Genomic DNA, 18,436 nt, shown 5'->3' with positions numbered 1-18,436 from the left:
GATTTTCAATTTTAGGTAAAAATAAGTTTAATTTAATCACGAAAAGTGTAAAAGCTTCAACTCCTTTTATTTTTTGATACTTTTTATCGTCTGATCAAAACCATATTGCCACTGCATCTCCATGTCTTTTACAAACTGTTGGTGACTTTTTGGTAAAGAAAGCTCGATCTCAAATTTTTTCCAATTGATGTTTTTTTTGATATAATGTCCCTCCAGTTTTTGTTTGATATCATTGGTGTCAATTTGAAAATCAGGCGACTGTTTTTCAATATCTTCCAGTCTTTTATTTCCACTGTATCCTAAAACGGCACGAACAAAAGCTTCTTCTAAAGGAGTATAAGATTGCTTTTTTTCAATAAAAACTTCATCAGCAATGTGTTTTGCAAGCTCAATGGGAATTAAATCGATAGCTCCGCCGGCAAAATATTTTCCATGTAATGAAGCGGGAGCAACATAGAACATATCAGAAACGGAAATCCTTGTGCTTGCCAACAAAGAAACATCAGTTCTTATTTTGGGAATTTCTTTGATAGCACTGTTTTTTAAATTTTCAGAACTAATGATGATTTGCTGTGGAATTATTTTCTTTGCTGTTTCCGGATCGGTAAAAATTATTTTTTGATATAATTTTCGATTATTTCGTTTTTTTTCAACTTCTGTTGGATCAAAAAGAAGTTCTGAACCGATGATAAGTGTTGGGATTTCTTGAGAAAATTTGGTGTTTTTTAATGAAGGAAAATCTATAGCTAAATCCTGATTCATTTCAACCAAGTATCGATTAAAGACATCTTCAATATAAGGAGCATTCTTTTTGTTAAATAGTTTCTTTAGAGAGAAAAGTCCGATTTCAGAGAGTTTTTTCTGTTTTGTTAGTGTTGTTTTAGATACAAATTGAAAATATTCTTCGGATTGAAAATATCCTTTTCTTGAAAGATTGTCCGGGAAAGCATTGATGACGGTTGCTGCAAAAGCTCCGCCACACGAAGCGATGAGAACATCGGGTTTCATTCCAAGTTCTTCTAATGCTGCAAACATTCCGAGGTAGATCATTAACCTTGTTCCGCCACCTGAAAATAATAGTGCTCTTTTGAATTTTTTGTCCATTTTTTACATCTTTAAAAGAAGGGGAAGCAGCCAGAAAAAAATCGGAGCATTAAAAATCAAACTGTCCATTCTGTCTAATAAACCACCATGTCCGGGGAGTAAATTTCCGGTGTCTTTTACATCTGTTTTTCTTTTTAAATAAGACATGAAAATGTCTCCGCAAAATCCTGAAATTCCTAATATTAATCCTAAAACTGTGTTGGTGAGAATGGTAGAATTTAATAAAAAGAAACCTAAAATATTACTTAATATCATCGTAAGAAATACCCCTCCAAGAAATCCTTCCAACGTTTTATTTGGGCTGATCTTCGGAACGATTTTATGTTTTCCAAAGAATTTTCCCATTACATATTGAAAAACATCATTGAGTTCGGTAATTACAACGAGGAAAATAATTGAGTAAATTCCTGAAATATTTTCTCGGATAAAAGCTAAATGCGGAAAAGCAAAAAGGCAAACTACTAAACCAATTAATATTCCAGACAATTGTTTTCCCGATGATTTTAATATTGAAAAAGATAATAATATAATGATTAATAGAGATAAACTGTAAAGAAAATAGTTCTCAATATTCAAAAAAAGCAATAAAAAGAATTGTAAAACTCCAACGATAATTGAAGGAATAATTTTGTTGGTATTCACTTTAAACATTCTCAAAAATTCAAAAAAACATTGAAAACTGATCCATGAAACGAAGATCTTCATTGCCAAAGGATGTGAAATTCCAAGAGCAAAAACTAGGATAATGTAAATCCATGTTTTCACGCGTAAAGGAACGTCTGCGAATTTATTTTCTTCAGGCTTCATGGAGTGATTTTTTAAGTCGGGTGTAAGTGCTGATCAGAAGTAATAAAATAATCAGACCAAATATATATTGAGAATAATTTGAAATATTCACTCCAAAAAATGCGATCAAGCCATACAAACCTAGAATCAAAGCGCGGTCACTTTTTCCCATCGGCCCGTCATAACGGCGTTGTTTTCCGACCACTTTTCCAATCAATCCTGCAAATTCATTAATGATGCTTAAAATAATGAAGGCTATAATTAAATACAAACTTTCCGGCTGAAATTTTAATAAAGGAAAAAATATAATCACATCTGAAACGATATCTCCAACCTCATTCAAAACTTCACCTAATTTACTCGTTTGATTAAATTTTCTTGCCATCATCCCGTCCAGCGCATTCAAAGCCATCCTTATCAGTAATCCGATCGGTAAGCTTAGGAAAAACCACTTTGAAACATCAGCATTCCAAAATAAGACTCCAATAATGACAGATAACAAAATTGAACTGATCGTAATTTGATTGGCTGTAATTTTCTTTTTATTTAAAAATAATAAAATAGGTGTGAGCAGCTGCTGAAATTTTGGTTTGAGTTTATATACCGAAATCATTATGGTTATGGCTTTTTGTGTTTGTTGAGATCAAATATAGATAAATTTTTTCATCAGGATTTATAAATGATAGAGGCATGTTTTACAATTTCATAAAGGTAAAAAATTGCTTTGTGTTTCTTTTTCCCCTAACTTTGCACAAACCTAATCTAATGAGTAAAAAGAATACAAAGTACATCTTTGTGACAGGAGGTGTAACTTCATCTTTGGGAAAGGGAATCGTTTCTGCTTCTCTGGGACTTCTACTAAAATCACGCGGCTTTAATGTAACGATCCAAAAACTAGATCCTTATATCAATATCGACCCAGGAACATTAAACCCTTATGAGCATGGAGAATGCTATGTAACCGAAGATGGTGCGGAGACGGATCTGGATTTAGGTCACTATGAGCGTTATTTGGACGCTCCAACTTCTCAAAATAACAACGTTACGACAGGAAAAATCTACCAGACTGTAATTGATAAAGAAAGAAAAGGAGATTTCCTTGGGAAAACAGTTCAGGTAATTCCTCATATCACGAACGAAATTAAACGTAGAATTAAAATTTTATCTAAGCAGAACTACGATATCATCATTACTGAGATCGGCGGAACTGTGGGAGATATTGAATCTTTACCATACATCGAGACTGTTCGTCAGTTGAAGTGGGAATTGGGTGAGAAAAATTCTATGGTGATTCACCTGACTTTATTGCCTTATCTGGCTTCAAGTGGAGAATTGAAAACAAAACCATCTCAGCATTCTGTTCGTCAATTGATGGAAAGCGGGATTATGGCAGATGTTTTAGTGTGCAGAACAGAGCACAATATTCCAAAAGATCAGAGAGCAAAATTAGCTCAATTCTGTAACGTTTCTTTAGATAATGTGATTGAATGTAAAGATTTGGAAACGATCTATGAAGTTCCGATGTACCTTCAAAAACAAAATTTTGACGATGTAGTTTTAAAAGAATTAGATCTTAAAAATGATAAAGAAGCTGATCTTAAAGACTGGAAAACTTTCCTTAAAAAATTTAAAAACCCTAAAAGAACGGTAGAAATTGCCTTAGTAGGTAAATATATTTCTCTGCAGGATTCTTATATTTCTATTGCTGAAGCTTTCAAACACGCAGGAGCAAGCCTTGAAACTGAAGTGAAAGTAAGATGGGTTTACAGTGGAGATATTACTGCTGAAAATATCAAAGAAACTTTAAATGGTGTAGATGGAATCCTTATTGCCCCAGGTTTTGGCGATAGAGGAATTGAAGGTAAAGTTCTAACGGCTCAGTATGCAAGAGAAAATAAAGTTCCGATGTTGGGAATTTGTTTAGGAATGCAGATCATGACGATTGAATTTGCCAGAAATGTTCTTGGACATGCAAAAGCGAACTCAATGGAATTTGATACTTCTACACCAGATCCTGTAATTTCAATCATGGAAGAGCAGAAAAATGTTGTAGATAAAGGAGGTACAATGCGTCTTGGTGCTTGGAAATGTTCATTGAAAAATGCTTCTAAGTTGTATGATATCTACGGAACTAAAAATATTTCTGAAAGACACCGTCACCGTTATGAATTCAACAGTGATTATCTTCAGGAATTTGAAAAGAATGGTTTCTTAGCTACAGGTACAAATCCTGAAACAGGATTGGTGGAAGCATTAGAAATGCCGGATCACCCATTCTATGTTGGGGTACAGTATCACCCGGAATACAAGAGTACGGTTGCAACACCGCATCCTTTATTCAAAGCTTTTATTAAGGCTTGTGAGAAGAAATAAGGTAATTATTTAATTACAAACGTCATATATAAACTCAGGTTGATTATTATCAGCTTGAGTTTATTATATAGTAATATATTATAGCATAGAGTTTTGATAAAAAAACAGTATTTTTGTCGACTCGAATTATGTATAGTGTATATATGCACGTTACATATTGGTTTAAAATTTATAACCACAAAAGAAACAAAAGCGTTGAGTTAAAAAAACACATAAGTATTTAAGTTTAATGTTTTGAAAATAAAAAGTTCACATAAGAAGAAGATCAAAGATTTTCAAAAAAACTTAAGTGTTCTTTTAGTAAGGATTAATGTCATTTTTAAATTAACTTAAGTGTTAAGTAAAAACTTTTGTGCCTTTTGTGGTTAAGATTTTATGAAAAGTTTAAATAGGTAAAAAATTTAATTAAAATAAAATGCAACAGAACAACGGACTCGATAAAAGTCAAATGATTAGTTTTGCGGTTTTATGTTTGGTACTCTTCGGTTTTATGTTTTATTTCCAAAACAAACAATCGAAAGAGGAAGAGGTAAAAGCTCAGCAACAAAAGACTGAACAAGTTAAAAATGCTGTAAAACAAACTCAGGCAAGCAATATCAATCCAAATGTAACTCCTAATGCAATTCAGACTGCAAATTTGGCAAACAATGAATTGAAATTGGAATTTTCAAGTTTAGGAGGGCAAGTTTCTAAAGTAGAACTTTTAAAATATAAAGCTTACGATCATAAAAGTGACAGAGCTGATCTTCCTCTTTATCTTATTACTAAAAATAACTCAAACTACGGTTTCCAGTTTAAAGATAAAACAGGGAAAGTAATCAATACTAAAGATTTAGTTTTCTCTCCGACAGTGACCGGAAACGCTGTGACGTTGACAGCCAATTATAACGGTGCAGCAATTCAGTTTATATATACCATAAATAATAATCCTAAAGCAGAGCTTAAAGATCAATATACTTTAGATTTCAAAGTAAGATCTCAGGGGCTTGCTAAAGTTACTTCTGATACTAAAGCAGACTTTATCTGGGATTACAGTGTAAGAAACTTAGAAAAAGGTAGAGCTCAGGAGCAGTCTCACTCAGAATTCTCTTATGCTTTCAATAATTATAAAGACTATGATTATGACGGAAGAACAACGATGGAGGAGGAAAAAGAAACCCTTAACTGGATTGGTGTAAAACAGCAGTTCTTTTCTTCAGTAATTGAAGCTAAAAACGGATTTACGCACAGTAAAGGAAATCAGGAAACAGTTGAAGAAGGTGAATATTTGAAGAAACTGAACTATGAAGGTTTTGTTCAGATGACAGGAAATGAATTAAACCAAGACTTTACTTGGTACTTCTTACCATTAGATTTACCATTATTAAAAACTTACGATAAAAACTTCGACGAAATTTTACCATTAGGTTGGTCATTCATCGGAGGAATGAACCGTTATTTCTTCATGCCGATGTACAACTTGATTGCATCTTGGGGAATTACTGCAGGTTGGGTAATCTTCTTAATGACGATCATTGTGAAGCTAATTCTATCGCCAATTATGTATAAACAACATAAATTGAGTGCGATGATGAAAGTTATTCGTCCTGAAATTGATGAAGCTAACGCGAAATTCAAGGATGCAGATCCAATGAAAAAGCAACAGGCTACAATGGAAATCTATCGAAAGGCCGGAGTGAATCAGATGGCGGGATGTTTACCGGCATTGGTGCAGATTCCGATTTTCTATGCATTATTCCGTTTCTTCCCGAACTTTATTGATTTGAGAGGTCAGGGATTCTGGTTTGCAAAAGATTTAACGGCTTATGATGATTTAATTAAATTACCATTTAAAGTTCCTTTCTTGGGAGATCATTTAAGTGTATTTGCATTGGCGTGTACGATTGTAATTTTAATCTATACGGTAATGACTTCAGGAAATATGCAGCAGCCACAACAGGAAGGTATGCCGAACATGAAAGTGCTAATGTATATTTTCCCGATTACATTCTTATTCTTCCTGAATACGTCAGCGTCTGGTCTTTCTTGGTATTATTTTGTATCGAATGCGATCAATATCTTAATTATCTTAGTCATTAAATATGTGATTCTGGATGAAAAGAAAATTCACGCACAGATTCAGGCAAATAAGGAAAAGCCAAAATCTGAAGGTAAATTCCAGAAGAGGATGCGGGAAATGATGGAAAAAGCTCAGCAACAACAAAGTACAGTTGAGCAACAAAAGAAAAAGAAATAATATTTGTTAAAATACAGAAAAGGAGTGGATTTATCTACTCCTTTTTGTTTATTTAGATGTAATTTAAATTAAATTATGATTGGTTTGAAAATCCATAATTTATCTACTTTAAATTTCTAATCATATTTAAGCCTGAAAGATTGTCTGTGATATTTCGTTGGACCATGCTTTATCAAGGCTTCCTGATGTTTTTTTGTAGCATATCCAAAGTTAGTATTCCATCCGTATTCAGGATGCTCTTCATGAAGCTCAATCATCAATCTATCTCTATAATTCTTTGCTAAAATAGACGCCGCTGCAATAGATAATACCTTTGAATCTCCTTTAATAATACATTGATGTGGGATGTAATTGTAAGGATGAAATTTGTTTCCGTCTACTAAAATAAGTTCCGGTCTTATCGTTAATTTATCCAACGCTCTGTGCATTGCATGAATGCTGGCATTCAATATATTATGTTGATCTATAAATTCAGGAGAAAGCTCTGCAATTGCATAATTTTTAACATTATCTTTAATATAGTCATCAAGCTCCATTCTGGTTTTAAAATTTAACTTTTTAGAGTCATTAACTAAATTTTGCTTAAAATTATCATCCAAAATGACAGCCGCTGCCACCACGGGACCACATAAACACCCTCTACCGACTTCATCACACCCTGCTTCGATGTAAAAATTCGTCCATTTTTTTAGTAATTCCATAAAAATTAACATTTTTATATTGGTAAAGTTAATAAATTTCTAAAAACTAGAATAAAAATAACAATTTTTTAAGATTTTGCTTTGTATTCTTAAGAAAGTTTTACAAATTTGTACGGTACAAAAAAATAATTTGATATGAAGAAACTAACAGCAGGTGTGCTTGTCTTAGTATTATCTTCATCTTTAGCTGTTGTTAATGCTCAGCAAAAGAAGAGTGATAGTGTTAAAACACAAGACATCGAAGGAGTGGTGGTTACCGCTCTTGGTATTAAAAGAGAGAAAAAATCTCTTGGTTATGCAACACAAGAGGTAAAAGGGGATGATGTCAATAAGAATCCTACTTCTAACTTTTTAAATAATCTATCTGGTCAAGTAGCAGGTATGGATATTAAACAAAGTACAAACTTTGGGGGATCTATTAATGTTGTGATGAGAGGTTTTAAATCTTTCTCGGGTACTAACCAACCTTTATTTGTTGTAGACGGAGTTCCAATTATTAATAATAACATCAATACATCCAGCCAGACTACAGGACGTTATGGAGTGGATTATGGAAATGCGGCTTCGGATATCAACCCAAATGATGTAGAAACAATTAACGTGCTAAAAGGAGCTGCAGCAGCAGCTTTATATGGCTCCCGTGCTGCGAATGGAGCTATCATTATCACCACCAAAAAAGGTAAAAAGAATCAAAAAGGAATTGGGTTAGAATATTCTAGTTCAATTACCATGTCTGCTATTGATAAAACTACTTTCCCTAAATATCAAACCGAATATGGAGAAGGATATGTAGGTGAGGATGAATGGGGAAGTTACAACGGAGGACTTGCAGCTGGTTTTGGAAGTGATGCTTCATATGGACCGAAATATGATCCAAATTTATTAGTATATCAGTATGACGCATTCATACCTGGCTCTCCTAATTATGGAAAAGCAACTCCATGGACGATGGCTAAAAATGGACCAATATCATTTTTTAAAAATGGAACAAATTTCACAAATAGCCTTTCTCTTAGTGGAGGAAATGATGTAGCAACGTATAGAGTAAATTATACTAATCTTGATGCGACAGATATTTTGCCGAATAGTTCTTTAGTAAAGAATAACTTCGGAGGTAACGCATCGTATAAAATAACAGATAAATTAACTGCTTCTCTATATGCTAATTATATTACGCAGAAAACTAGAGGTAGAAATGATACGGGATACAACGGAAATATAATGTCCGGTTTTAGACAATGGTGGCCAACAAATGTTGATATCAAGCAGCAGGACGATTTTTATAATATGTCTCATCAAAACTATACTTGGAATATTACTAATCCTACTAATCTCGCTCCGCAATATTGGGATAATATCTATTTCCAACGTTATCAGAATTACCAAAGTGACTCTAGAGACAGATTTAGTGGAAATGTATCTTTAAGTTATGATGTATCAAAAGAATTGAATTTCTTGGTAAGATTAAGTAATGACAGTTATAGTATGACCACTGAGGAGCGAAAAGCTAATGGTTCTGTTCCTAATATTTTTGGTTTAAACATTAATACTCCTCAACCTTCTGGATATAGCATAGGGAATTACAGATTGTCTGAAAGAAATTATGATTTCATAGGAACTTATAAGAAAGATCTTACTGAAGATTTGAATTTAAATGGTGTTTTAGGTACCAACATCCGTTATAATTCTGCTTATTCAGATGTGCATTCTACAGTAGGAGGACTAAGTGTGCCAAACTATTTTGATATATCAAATTCTAAAGAAAGACCACTTAATCAAACAAGTGATACAAGTAAGCAGGTTATTGGAGTTTTCGCTCAAGCCAGTTTAGGTTATAAAAATACTTATTACTTAGAAGGAACAATAAGAAGAGACCAAACTACAGCATTATCACCCGGTAATAATGTATATTGGTACCCTTCGGTTTCAGGGAGTGTCGTTCTTTCAAACTTAATTAAAGCACCATGGTTGAGTTTTGCAAAAGCACGTGCTAACTATGCCATTGTGGGAAATGATACAGATGCTAACCAATTGATCGATACTTATTTGGCAGGTTCTCCATTTGGAAGTCAACCTACTTATCAGTTTAATGCTATTTTAAAGAATCCAGACTTGATAGCTGAAAAACTAAAAAGTATGGAATTTGGTCTAGAAACTTCCTTTTTGAAAAACAGAGTTGGCTTAGATGCTACATGGTATAAAAATGATTCGGAAAATCTAATTTCAAATGTATTAGTTTCTTATGCGTCGGGTACAACATTACAGAAACAAAATATTGGTAATTTAAGAACTGAAGCATTTGAACTTTCATTAAGAGTAACTCCAATTAAATCTCAAGACTTTTCTTGGAATTTAGTAGCTAACTGGTCTAATCCTAAAACAACTGTTACAGCATTGAAAAATGGAGTTGACAATCTAGCTTTACAAACCAATACTTCACAAGGGGGAGTTACATTAAATGCTCCTTTGGGAGGATTGTATGGAACGATTTACGGGACTGATTTTATTTATGCTCCAGATGGCCAAAAGGTAATTGATCCTGATACAGGTGCTTATATGAAAACAACCAGTACCAATAATAATTTAGGTAGTTATCAGGCTCAATGGTTTGGAGGATTGCGAAACACGATCACTTATAAAAACGTTTCTTTAAGTTTCTTAATTGATGTGAAAAAAGGTGGTAAAGTATTCTCATTAGATCAAGCATACGGATACGGAACGGGAATTTATGCTGATTCAGTTGGCTTTAATGATTTAGGAAATCCTATCAGAAATACTTTAGCCGATGGAGGAGGTATTATTCAACAAGGAGTTATTCCTGATCCAAGTAATCCAGGACACTTTATTACCAATAATGTTAGATTAGACAAATCATGGTCTAGCCAGGTATTGAATACAGATCCTCCTGCTGCTGCGTTTGTATATGATGCAAGTTATGTAAAATTGAGAGAAGCATCTATTACTTATACACTGTCAAAAGAAACTTTAGGTTCTAAATTTATACAAGGAATGTCATTCAGTGTTATAGGTAGCAATCTTTGGATCATCCATAAAAATTTACCTTACGCAGATCCGGAAGCAGGATTATCTTCAGGAAACTTACAGGGATATCAGTCAGGAGTTATGCCTACAACAAGAAATTTCTCATTTAATGTGAAAGTTAATTTTTAAAAAAAGAAAAATGAAAAAAATCATAATACCCATATTATTAGGGACATTACTTGTCGGTTGTACAACAGATGATATTAATTTGGATTCACACTCGGCATATACAACTATTCCATCGACATTAGTTACAAACGCTCAAAAAGAGTTAAGTGATTATGTTAATACACCAAGTGTCAATGAAAACAATTTCAGACTGACAATGCAATATTGGCAGGAAACAACATATGTTGAAGAAAGTAATTATAATTTTACAAACAGAAATGTTTCTAATCAGATTTATATTGATAATTATGTAAATGTGTTGAATAGCTTAGTAAAAGCAAAAGAATTAATAAACGCTTATCAGCCTGTTCCTTCTGAAATTGCTACTTGGCCTAAAATTAAACAAAATCAGTTGGCTATTATTGATATTATGCAGGTGTATACTTATCAAGGGTTAGTAGATACTTTCGGAAATATTCCATATTCACAATCTAACCAGCTTGGTGGTAATGTAGCTCCTGCATATGATGATGCAGCAGGAATTTATACTAATTTGATAACAAGATTACAACAGGATATAGCAAATATTGATGTTAATGGAGGGATAAATTCAGAATCGGATAATTTTACCGCTGCAGATTTGTATTATCCAGCGGCAACAATTACTCCTCCAGCAATTGCAGCTAGCCTTACTTCTTGGAAAAAATTTGGTAATTCACTTTTACTTAAATTAGGAATTGCTCTTGCTGATTCCAATCCAACTTTAGCTCAGCAAACTGCAACTACGGCTATTAGTAATGGAGTAATGGTATCTTCAGCAGACGATTGCAAGGTTCGATATTTATCAGGTTCACCAAACTATAGCCCGATTTTTGAAAATGTAAAAGCTAGTAATAGAAATGATTTTGTAGGAGGAAAAACGTTAGTAGATTATATGAATACTAATAGTGATACAAGAAGATCAAAGTATTTTAAAACCGTAGGAACTACAGGAAATTACATTGGACAAGTAATTGGACAACCTGCATCATTCGCTAACTTCTCTGCTCCCGGGGATTTCGCTTATACACCTACAACTCCCGGAATTTTAATGAATTATACAGAAGTTGCATTTTATTTAACTGAAGCGAGTGCTCGTTGGGGCATAGGAGGAAATGCTGCGGCTAATTATGCTAGTGCGATTACTTCATCCTTTACAGATTGGGGGATAGCTTCAGATGCAACTGCTTATATTGCTGCTCACCCATATAATGCTGCAAACTGGAAGCAATCAGTTGGAACTCAAGCTTGGGTTGCAATGTATAATCAACCTTTGACTTCTTGGAACTTTTGGAGAAGATTAGATTACCCTGTTCTTCAACCGGCAAGTGCGGCAACAATTAATAGTGTGCCTGTACGTATGTCTTATCCGGCAAGTGAATATCAAACGAATGGAGCAAACGTAAATGCTGCTTCTTCAGCTATTGGTGGAGATTTGTTAACGACAAAAGTCTTTTGGGATAAAAATTAAAAACAAATAAGTTTTATTATATTTTAACCGCCTTCGGGCGGTTTTTTTATTTTTTAAATGATAAATAGGCTTTTATTTTTTTTGTTAAAAGTATAATAATTAACGTTATTTTTTAATGTAAAATGCTTTTTAGTTAATATTTGTTAATTTTTATCCGTTATTTTTTGTTTTTTTTAACAGGGTTTTTCAATTTTGTCAGTAAACGAAAAATAGTATAGAATGAAAAAAATAACTTCAGGTGTTCTTACTTTAGTATTGTCTTCATCATTAGTTGTTGCTAATGCACAACAAAAGAAAGAAGATACGGTAAGAGTGCAAGATATTGAAGGTGTTGTAGTTACGGCTTTGGGTATTAAGAGAGAGAAAAAATCTCTTGGGTATGCTTCTCAAGAAATAAAGGCAAGCGCGCTCTCTGATGGTACAACAAATACAGGGAATATTGCTTCGCAATTATCTGGTAAGGTGGCAGGTCTTAATGTTACTACGAGTAATAATTTTGGTGGCTCTTCTAATTTACTAATTAGAGGTGTTAAATCATTAGGAGGTGGTAACCCATTAATCGTTATAGATGGTTCACCTGTTAATAATACTTATACTCAGGAAAACAATGTTGATTATGGGAATGCTTTATCTGATATTAATCAGGAAGATATAGAGTCAATTAATGTATTAAAAGGGGCTGCGGCGTCTGCTTTATATGGGGAAAGAGGTTTAAATGGAGTAATTGTTATTACAACTAAGAATGGTAAAGGAAAAGAGGATGGTTCTTGGGGGGTTACCTTATCTTCTTCAGTACAGGTTGGTTTTATAGACAAATCTACTTTTCCGGACTATCAGACAAGATATGGCGCAGGTTATTCCCAAAAATTTGGTTCACAAGGTGCTAATGGAATAGCAAATGCTAATTTTGGGGCTGATGCTTCTTGGGGACCAAAATTTGATCCAAATTTATCAGTGTATCAATGGGACGCCTATGATCCAACATCTCCTAATTATAAAAAAGCAACGCCTTGGGTAGCTGCTAAAAACGGTCCCCTTAGCTTTTTTAATAATCCTACAACCTATACAAATAGTGTGACATTAGAAAAAGGGCAAAAAGGTAAAAATATTAGTTTTACGTATGATAATATGATGTCAGATGGGCTAATGCCTAATTCTCATCTCAATAAAAATAATTTTTCTTTAAAAGTAAATTATGATTTAACACCTAAATTGCATACTTCTTTCTATTCTACAATGACATTGCAGGATACAAAGGGACGTAGTGTAACTGGATATAGTGATAATACTGTTACAGGTTTCAGACAATGGTGGCAGACCAATGTTGATTTAAAGGAGCAAGAAAGAGCATATTTTGCTAATGTTAATCCTGCTATTGCTAGTGTTGCTAATAACTATGGAAATGTCAGTTGGAATAGAAAATCAGCTACAAATGGAACTCCTGCATATTGGAATAACCCCTATTTTCAAGCGTATGAAAATTATTCTACAGATAGAAGGTTTAGAAACTTTACTTATGCACAGGTAACGTATGATTTGCTAGATAATGTTTCTGTTACGGGAAAAGTTTCTTATGACAGATCAAATTTATTTGCAGAGAATAGATTGGCTTATGGATCTGTATCCCAGGCTTTTGGGAGATCTGGGAAAAATGTTTCTTCCGGTTATGACAGGAGAGATGTTACAAGAACAGAAACTAACTATGATTTAATGGCTAACTATAAATTTCAAATTACAGATGATATTAATGTATCAGGTGTTGTTGGAGGAAATATTCGAAGAAATCACTTGAATTCTACATATGCATCTACCGAGGGTGGATTAGTTGTACCAGGTATTTATGCTTTAACAAATTCGGGAGGAAATGTTTTAGCCGCAGATGAGCAGCTATTCACAACACAAACAAATTCTGGGTATGTTACAGCGTCTTTTGATTTTTATAAAATGTTTTACCTAGATGGTACATGGAGAATTGATCAAAGTTCTACTTTACCAGCGGCAAATAATGTTTATAATTATCCCTCAATTACAGGATCTTTGATTCTTTCTGAAATATTGAAAACTAAGAATTGGATGAACTTCTGGAAATTAAGAGCCAACTATGCTGAAGTTGGTGGGACCGCGGATCCATATCAATTGGCAAATTATTATACTTCTGCTGGCATTTTTGGAGTAGCTAATGATCCAGCTACAGGAGCTACAGCGCATGGTGTTGGTATTTATCAATCTATAATCACGCAATCAGAGAAAGATTTAAAACCTCAAAGGTCAAAAGAATTTGAAGTGGGAACTGAAATGCATTTCTTAAAGGATAGAATTACATTAGACCTTGCCTATTACAAAACAAAAACAATAGATCAAATTATTACACTTCCGGTTTCTTCTGGCACAGGAGTAACAGGAAAAGTAATTAATGCAGGTAGAATTGATAATACTGGATATGAAGTTCAATTAGGATTAGTACCAATAAAATCAAAAGATTTTAATTGGAATATTGATGTAAACTGGTCTAAAAATACAAACAGAGTAGTAGATCTTTATCCTGGAATTACTAACCTACTTCTTAATAGTTTCCAAGGAGGTGTTTCTTTAAATGCAAGAGTTGGAGAAGCTTGGGGAACTTTAATTGGTTCGGATTATGTTTATTTGAATGGGCAAAAATTAATTGATCCTAGCACAGGGATTTATCAGACAAATTCTAATCAAGTTATAGGAAATACAACACCAGATTGGATTGGAGGTATAAGAAATAGTTTTAATTATAGAGGCTTTTCTTTGAGTTTCTTAATTGATATGCGTAAAGGAGGTGATGTATTTTCTACCGATATGTATTATGGTATGGATACAGGACTTTATAAAGAATCTGCAATTGGAGATTATAGAGATAAACCAGTTGTTCTTCCAGGAGTATTACCTGATGGTTCTCCAAATAATATTGCTTTATCACAAAATAGTACGGGGAGTAATTATGGTTATGAAACTCAGCCATCCAGTGAATTTGTATATGATGGTTCATTCATAAAACTAAGAGAAGCAAGTATAGGCTATACACTTCCTAAATCTGTATTAGCTGGAACTAAAATACATGATGTGAAATTTTCTATTGTAGGAAGAAACCTATGGATTATCCATAAAAACCTACCTCACGCAGATCCTGAAGCAATGATAGGTGGTGGGATTAATTCTTACGGATGGTCTATTGGTTCAATGCCAACAACACGAGATGTAGGAGTGAATGTAACGTTTAAATTCTAAATTACTTAAAAATGAAAAATATTTTAAAAATAACTCTATATAGTGTTTTATTAGTAGTTGGTTTAGTCTCATGTCAAAGTGATCTAACATCGCTTAATGAAGATCCAAAGCACCCATCAGTTTTACCTTCTGATAATTTATTGGCGACTGCACAATTTCAGTCATCTTATTATATGGATACTCCGAGTGTGAATTTTAATAATTATAGATTTTTTACGCAGCAATGGGCTGAAACTCAGTATCCACAAGAGTCTCAATATGATTTAGTTACGCGTAATCAGCCACGTAATCATTTTAATAGAATGTATGTTTACTCTCTTAATAATATTAAGCAAGCGAAAATAAATCTTGAAAAAGAAGTTAATACTCCAGAAGTAAAAGCAAATAAATTAGCAATTTTAGAAATTGAAGAAATTTTTGTTTGGGAAAATGTAGTGGATACTTATGGCGATGTACCCTATTCGGACGCATTTAAAATAACAGATGGTGTTTTTTCTCCAAAATATGATGATGCTAAAATAATTTATGTTGATTTAATTAATAGATTAAATAATGTTGTTACAAAAATTAATTTAACAGCTAACAGCTATGAAAAAAGTGATTTAGTGTATTTTGGAAATATGTCAAAGTGGATGAAGTTTGCAAATTCATTAAAACTTAGAATGGCAATGAATTTAGCTGATGAAGATCCTGTACTTTCAAAATCTACTGCAGAATCAGCTATTGCTGCGGGTGTTATTTCTTCGGATCTTGAAGCTTATAAATTTAAATATGACGGAAGTACATTTACAAATCCAGTTTTTGATAATTTAGAAACTGGTAGAGATGATTTTGTTCCTAGTGAATTGGTAATCAATACAATGAAAAGCTTGTCAGATCCAAGAATGAATGTGTGGTTTACTAAAGTTAATGGGGTATATAAAGGAGGCGTTTTTGGTGACTTAAACGATCCATATACAGACTATTCTCAATTAAGCTCTTATTTTAGATCTTCTACTACATCATCTAATTTATTGAGCTATGCGGAGGTAGCTTTCTTAAAAGCAGAAGCGGCTGCTAGAGGTTATTCTGCTGGAGATACAGCAGCTAATCTTTATAATTTAGCTGTTACTGCATCGATGAATGAAAATGGTGTAGATCCGATCAGTACAACAACCTATTTGGCCGCACATCCATATAATGCTTCAAATTGGAAGCAATCTATTGGCGTTCAAGCTTGGATAGCGATGTTTAACAGAGGTTTTGCTTGTTGGAATTTTACTAGACGTTTGGATGCCCCAACTTTGGTTAATCCACCAAAATCTAATCTATCCTCTGTTCCATTTAGAATGCCATATTCTGATCAGGAGTATGTGTTAAATGGAGCAAACGTTACTGCAGCTGCCAATAAAATAGGCGGTGATAAAGCAACGACAAAACTATTTTGGGATAAATTTTAATGTCCATGTATATTGTAACATTCATATTAAAACCGCCTTCGGGCGGTTTTTTTATTTCCGTATATTTGTACTTCAAAATTGTAAGATGAATATCAAAAATATATTAGAAGAAAAACTTTCAGAAATTATTTTAAATGTATATCAGTTGAAGGATATCAATCTGGAAGTTCAGGAAAATAAAACCGAATTTGAAGGAGATTTTACCATCGTGACTTTCCCATTAGTAAAACAATTGAAAAAAAATCCCGAAAGTATTGGGGTGGAATTAGGCGAAGCATTGACAGAACAGACAGAACTTTTGGATAGTTTTAATGTGGTTAAAGGTTTCCTTAATGTTAAAGTTAAAAATCAATTCTTCGTAGATCAGTTTAGATCTGTAACAGAAGGTTTTTCAACAATAGAAAAGAAAAATTCTGCGGTGATGGTAGAATATTCTTCTCCTAATACCAATAAACCGTTGCATTTAGGACATGTCAGAAATAATTTATTAGGTTTTTCTGTTGCGCAGATTCTTAATGAAGCAGGATATGACGTGATTAAATCCCAGATTATTAACGATAGAGGAATTCATATCTGTAAGTCAATGTTGGCTTGGGAAAAGTTTGGAAAAGGCGAAACTCCGGAAACGACCAATACAAAAGGAGATAAATTCGTAGGAAATTATTATGTAGAATTTGATAAAAACTACAAACAAGAAATTTCTGAATTGGTTGCTCAAGGTTCAACTGAAGATCAGGCTAAAAAAGATGCTCCTTTGATTGTTGAAGCTCAGAAAATGTTGTTGGATTGGGAAAGTGGAGACGAGATAGTAAGAAATCTGTGGAAGGAAATGAACTCTTGGGTTTATAAAGGCTTTAGCGAAACTTATAAAAGATTAGGCGTTGATTTCGATCAGGTTCAATATGAAAGCAATACTTATATTTTAGGAAAAGACCTTATTCAACAAGGTTTGGATAAAGGTGTCTTGTATCAGAAAGAAGATGGTTCTGTTTGGTGTGACCTTACGGATGAAGGTTTAGATCAAAAATTATTGTTGCGTTCAGACGGAACTTCAGTTTATATGACGCAGGATTTAGGGACAGCAGTTGAGCGTTTTAAAGAAAATAATATTCAGAAATTAATTTATACGGTAGGAAATGAGCAGGATTATCATTTCCAGGTTTTATTTAAGATCCTGAAAAAATTAGGATATTCTTGGGCAGATCAATTGTTTCATTTGTCTTATGGAATGGTAGAACTTCCTAACGGAAAAATGAAATCCCGTGAAGGAACGGTGGTTGATGCTGATGAATTGATGCAGGAAATGTATGAAACCGCAAAAACAAAGACTCTGGAACTTGGAAAGCTTGAAAATCTTTCGGAAGAGGAAAAAGAAGTTTCTTACGAAGCCATTGGTATGGGAGCGTTAAAATATTTCATGCTAAAGGTTGATCCTAAGAAAAAAATGCTGTTCAATCCGGAAGAAAGTATAGAATTTAATGGAAACACAGGTCCTTTTATTCAATATACATATGCTCGTATTCAATCTTTATTGACGAAGGCGAATTACGAATATAAAGAAGTTGTTGCTGTAGATGCGAACCAGTTTGAGAAAGAATTAATTATTTTATTGGCGAACTATAAAAGCATAGTGGAAAAAGCTGCAGAAGCATTAAGTCCTGCTTTAGTTGCTAATTATGTTTATGATTTGGTTAAATCTTACAATTCATTCTATCAAAGTAATCAGGTTTTAAAACTGGAAGATGAAAGTTTAAAACAATTCCGTTTGAATTTATCAGATCTAACGGCAAAAACAATACAGAAATCATTAGGGTTGCTGGGAATAGGAACAGTAAACAGAATGTAAAAATAAAAGCCTCTCGAAATTTTTCAAGAGGCTTTT

Annotated in this window: 11 protein-coding genes; 7 read left to right on the top strand and 4 right to left on the bottom strand. The window is 33.4% G+C overall.

The genetic code is table 11. The annotated features are described in order from the left end of the window. Positions 1-66: 66 nt before the first annotated feature. From BT156_RS13440 to BT156_RS13430, 3 genes are read right to left on the bottom strand one after another with little or no spacing between them, the layout of a single operon-like run. A complete protein-coding gene (locus BT156_RS13440) occupies positions 67-1,104 on the bottom strand; it encodes a patatin-like phospholipase family protein (RefSeq protein WP_072410725.1) in 1,038 nt (345 codons plus the stop codon). A gap of 3 nt (positions 1,105-1,107) precedes the next feature. Then, entirely contained in the window at positions 1,108-1,911 is an 804-nt protein-coding gene (locus BT156_RS13435) for a phosphatidate cytidylyltransferase (RefSeq protein WP_072410723.1), read from the bottom strand. Continuing rightward, the gene (locus tag BT156_RS13430; protein ID WP_072410721.1) at positions 1,901-2,503 is read right to left on the bottom strand and encodes a CDP-alcohol phosphatidyltransferase family protein; all 603 of its coding nucleotides are present in this window, start codon (positions 2,501-2,503) and stop codon (positions 1,901-1,903) included. Before BT156_RS13430 ends, BT156_RS13435 begins: the two co-directional genes overlap by 11 nt. 152 nt (positions 2,504-2,655) lie before the next feature. Between BT156_RS13430 and BT156_RS13425 the strand changes: the two genes are divergently transcribed. Then, complete coding sequence (locus tag BT156_RS13425) at positions 2,656-4,263, top strand: CTP synthase (protein ID WP_072410719.1); 1,608 nt, start codon at positions 2,656-2,658, stop codon at positions 4,261-4,263. Positions 4,264-4,678: 415 nt separating this feature from the next. Further along, positions 4,679-6,499 carry a membrane protein insertase YidC gene (yidC, locus tag BT156_RS13420; protein ID WP_072410717.1) on the top strand — a complete coding sequence of 607 codons (1,821 nt, stop codon included), beginning with the start codon at positions 4,679-4,681 and terminating at the stop codon, positions 6,497-6,499. Between the two features lie 116 nt (positions 6,500-6,615). Here the strand turns inward: yidC and BT156_RS13415 are convergent, their stop codons facing one another. Beyond that, positions 6,616-7,200: a ribonuclease HII gene (locus BT156_RS13415; protein ID WP_072410771.1), complete on the bottom strand. Its 585-nt coding sequence runs from the start codon at positions 7,198-7,200 to the stop codon at positions 6,616-6,618. 135 nt (positions 7,201-7,335) lie between these two features. Between BT156_RS13415 and BT156_RS13410 the strand changes: the two genes are divergently transcribed. The 5 genes from BT156_RS13410 (at position 7,336) to argS (ending at position 18,400) form a co-directional block, all read left to right on the top strand. Then, a complete protein-coding gene (locus BT156_RS13410) occupies positions 7,336-10,371 on the top strand; it encodes a SusC/RagA family TonB-linked outer membrane protein (RefSeq protein WP_072410715.1) in 3,036 nt (1,011 codons plus the stop codon). Between the two features lie 10 nt (positions 10,372-10,381). Continuing rightward, the gene (locus tag BT156_RS13405) at positions 10,382-11,860 is read left to right on the top strand and encodes a SusD/RagB family nutrient-binding outer membrane lipoprotein (protein ID WP_072410713.1); all 1,479 of its coding nucleotides are present in this window, start codon (positions 10,382-10,384) and stop codon (positions 11,858-11,860) included. A gap of 219 nt (positions 11,861-12,079) precedes the next feature. After that, complete coding sequence (locus BT156_RS13400) at positions 12,080-15,115, top strand: SusC/RagA family TonB-linked outer membrane protein (RefSeq protein WP_072410711.1); 3,036 nt, start codon at positions 12,080-12,082, stop codon at positions 15,113-15,115. A gap of 11 nt (positions 15,116-15,126) precedes the next feature. Continuing rightward, positions 15,127-16,554: a SusD/RagB family nutrient-binding outer membrane lipoprotein gene (locus tag BT156_RS13395; protein ID WP_072410709.1), complete on the top strand. Its 1,428-nt coding sequence runs from the start codon at positions 15,127-15,129 to the stop codon at positions 16,552-16,554. Between the two features lie 85 nt (positions 16,555-16,639). Next, the gene (gene argS, locus BT156_RS13390; RefSeq protein ID WP_072410707.1) at positions 16,640-18,400 is read left to right on the top strand and encodes an arginine--tRNA ligase; all 1,761 of its coding nucleotides are present in this window, start codon (positions 16,640-16,642) and stop codon (positions 18,398-18,400) included. Positions 18,401-18,436: the final 36 nt, after the last annotated feature.

Source organism: Chryseobacterium limigenitum (assembly GCF_900114875.1).
Classification (GTDB): domain Bacteria; phylum Bacteroidota; class Bacteroidia; order Flavobacteriales; family Weeksellaceae; genus Chryseobacterium; species Chryseobacterium limigenitum.
The sequence above is the reverse complement of the archived record's forward strand: the minus strand, read 5'-3'. Positions and strand labels throughout refer to the sequence as shown.

Excerpts from the sequence above, each read along its gene's own strand:
- BT156_RS13440 (WP_072410725.1), bottom strand. The coding sequence starts at position 1,104 with ATGGACAAAAAATTCAAAAGAGCACTATTATTTTCAGGTGGCGGAACA.
- BT156_RS13435 (WP_072410723.1), bottom strand. The coding sequence starts at position 1,911 with ATGAAGCCTGAAGAAAATAAATTCGCAGACGTTCCTTTACGCGTGAAA.
- BT156_RS13430 (WP_072410721.1), bottom strand. The coding sequence starts at position 2,503 with ATGATTTCGGTATATAAACTCAAACCAAAATTTCAGCAGCTGCTCACA.
- BT156_RS13425 (WP_072410719.1), top strand. The coding sequence starts at position 2,656 with ATGAGTAAAAAGAATACAAAGTACATCTTTGTGACAGGAGGTGTAACT.
- yidC (WP_072410717.1), top strand. The coding sequence starts at position 4,679 with ATGCAACAGAACAACGGACTCGATAAAAGTCAAATGATTAGTTTTGCG.
- BT156_RS13415 (WP_072410771.1), bottom strand. The coding sequence starts at position 7,200 with ATGGAATTACTAAAAAAATGGACGAATTTTTACATCGAAGCAGGGTGT.
- BT156_RS13410 (WP_072410715.1), top strand. The coding sequence starts at position 7,336 with ATGAAGAAACTAACAGCAGGTGTGCTTGTCTTAGTATTATCTTCATCT.
- BT156_RS13405 (WP_072410713.1), top strand. The coding sequence starts at position 10,382 with ATGAAAAAAATCATAATACCCATATTATTAGGGACATTACTTGTCGGT.
- BT156_RS13400 (WP_072410711.1), top strand. The coding sequence starts at position 12,080 with ATGAAAAAAATAACTTCAGGTGTTCTTACTTTAGTATTGTCTTCATCA.
- BT156_RS13395 (WP_072410709.1), top strand. The coding sequence starts at position 15,127 with ATGAAAAATATTTTAAAAATAACTCTATATAGTGTTTTATTAGTAGTT.
- argS (WP_072410707.1), top strand. The coding sequence starts at position 16,640 with ATGAATATCAAAAATATATTAGAAGAAAAACTTTCAGAAATTATTTTA.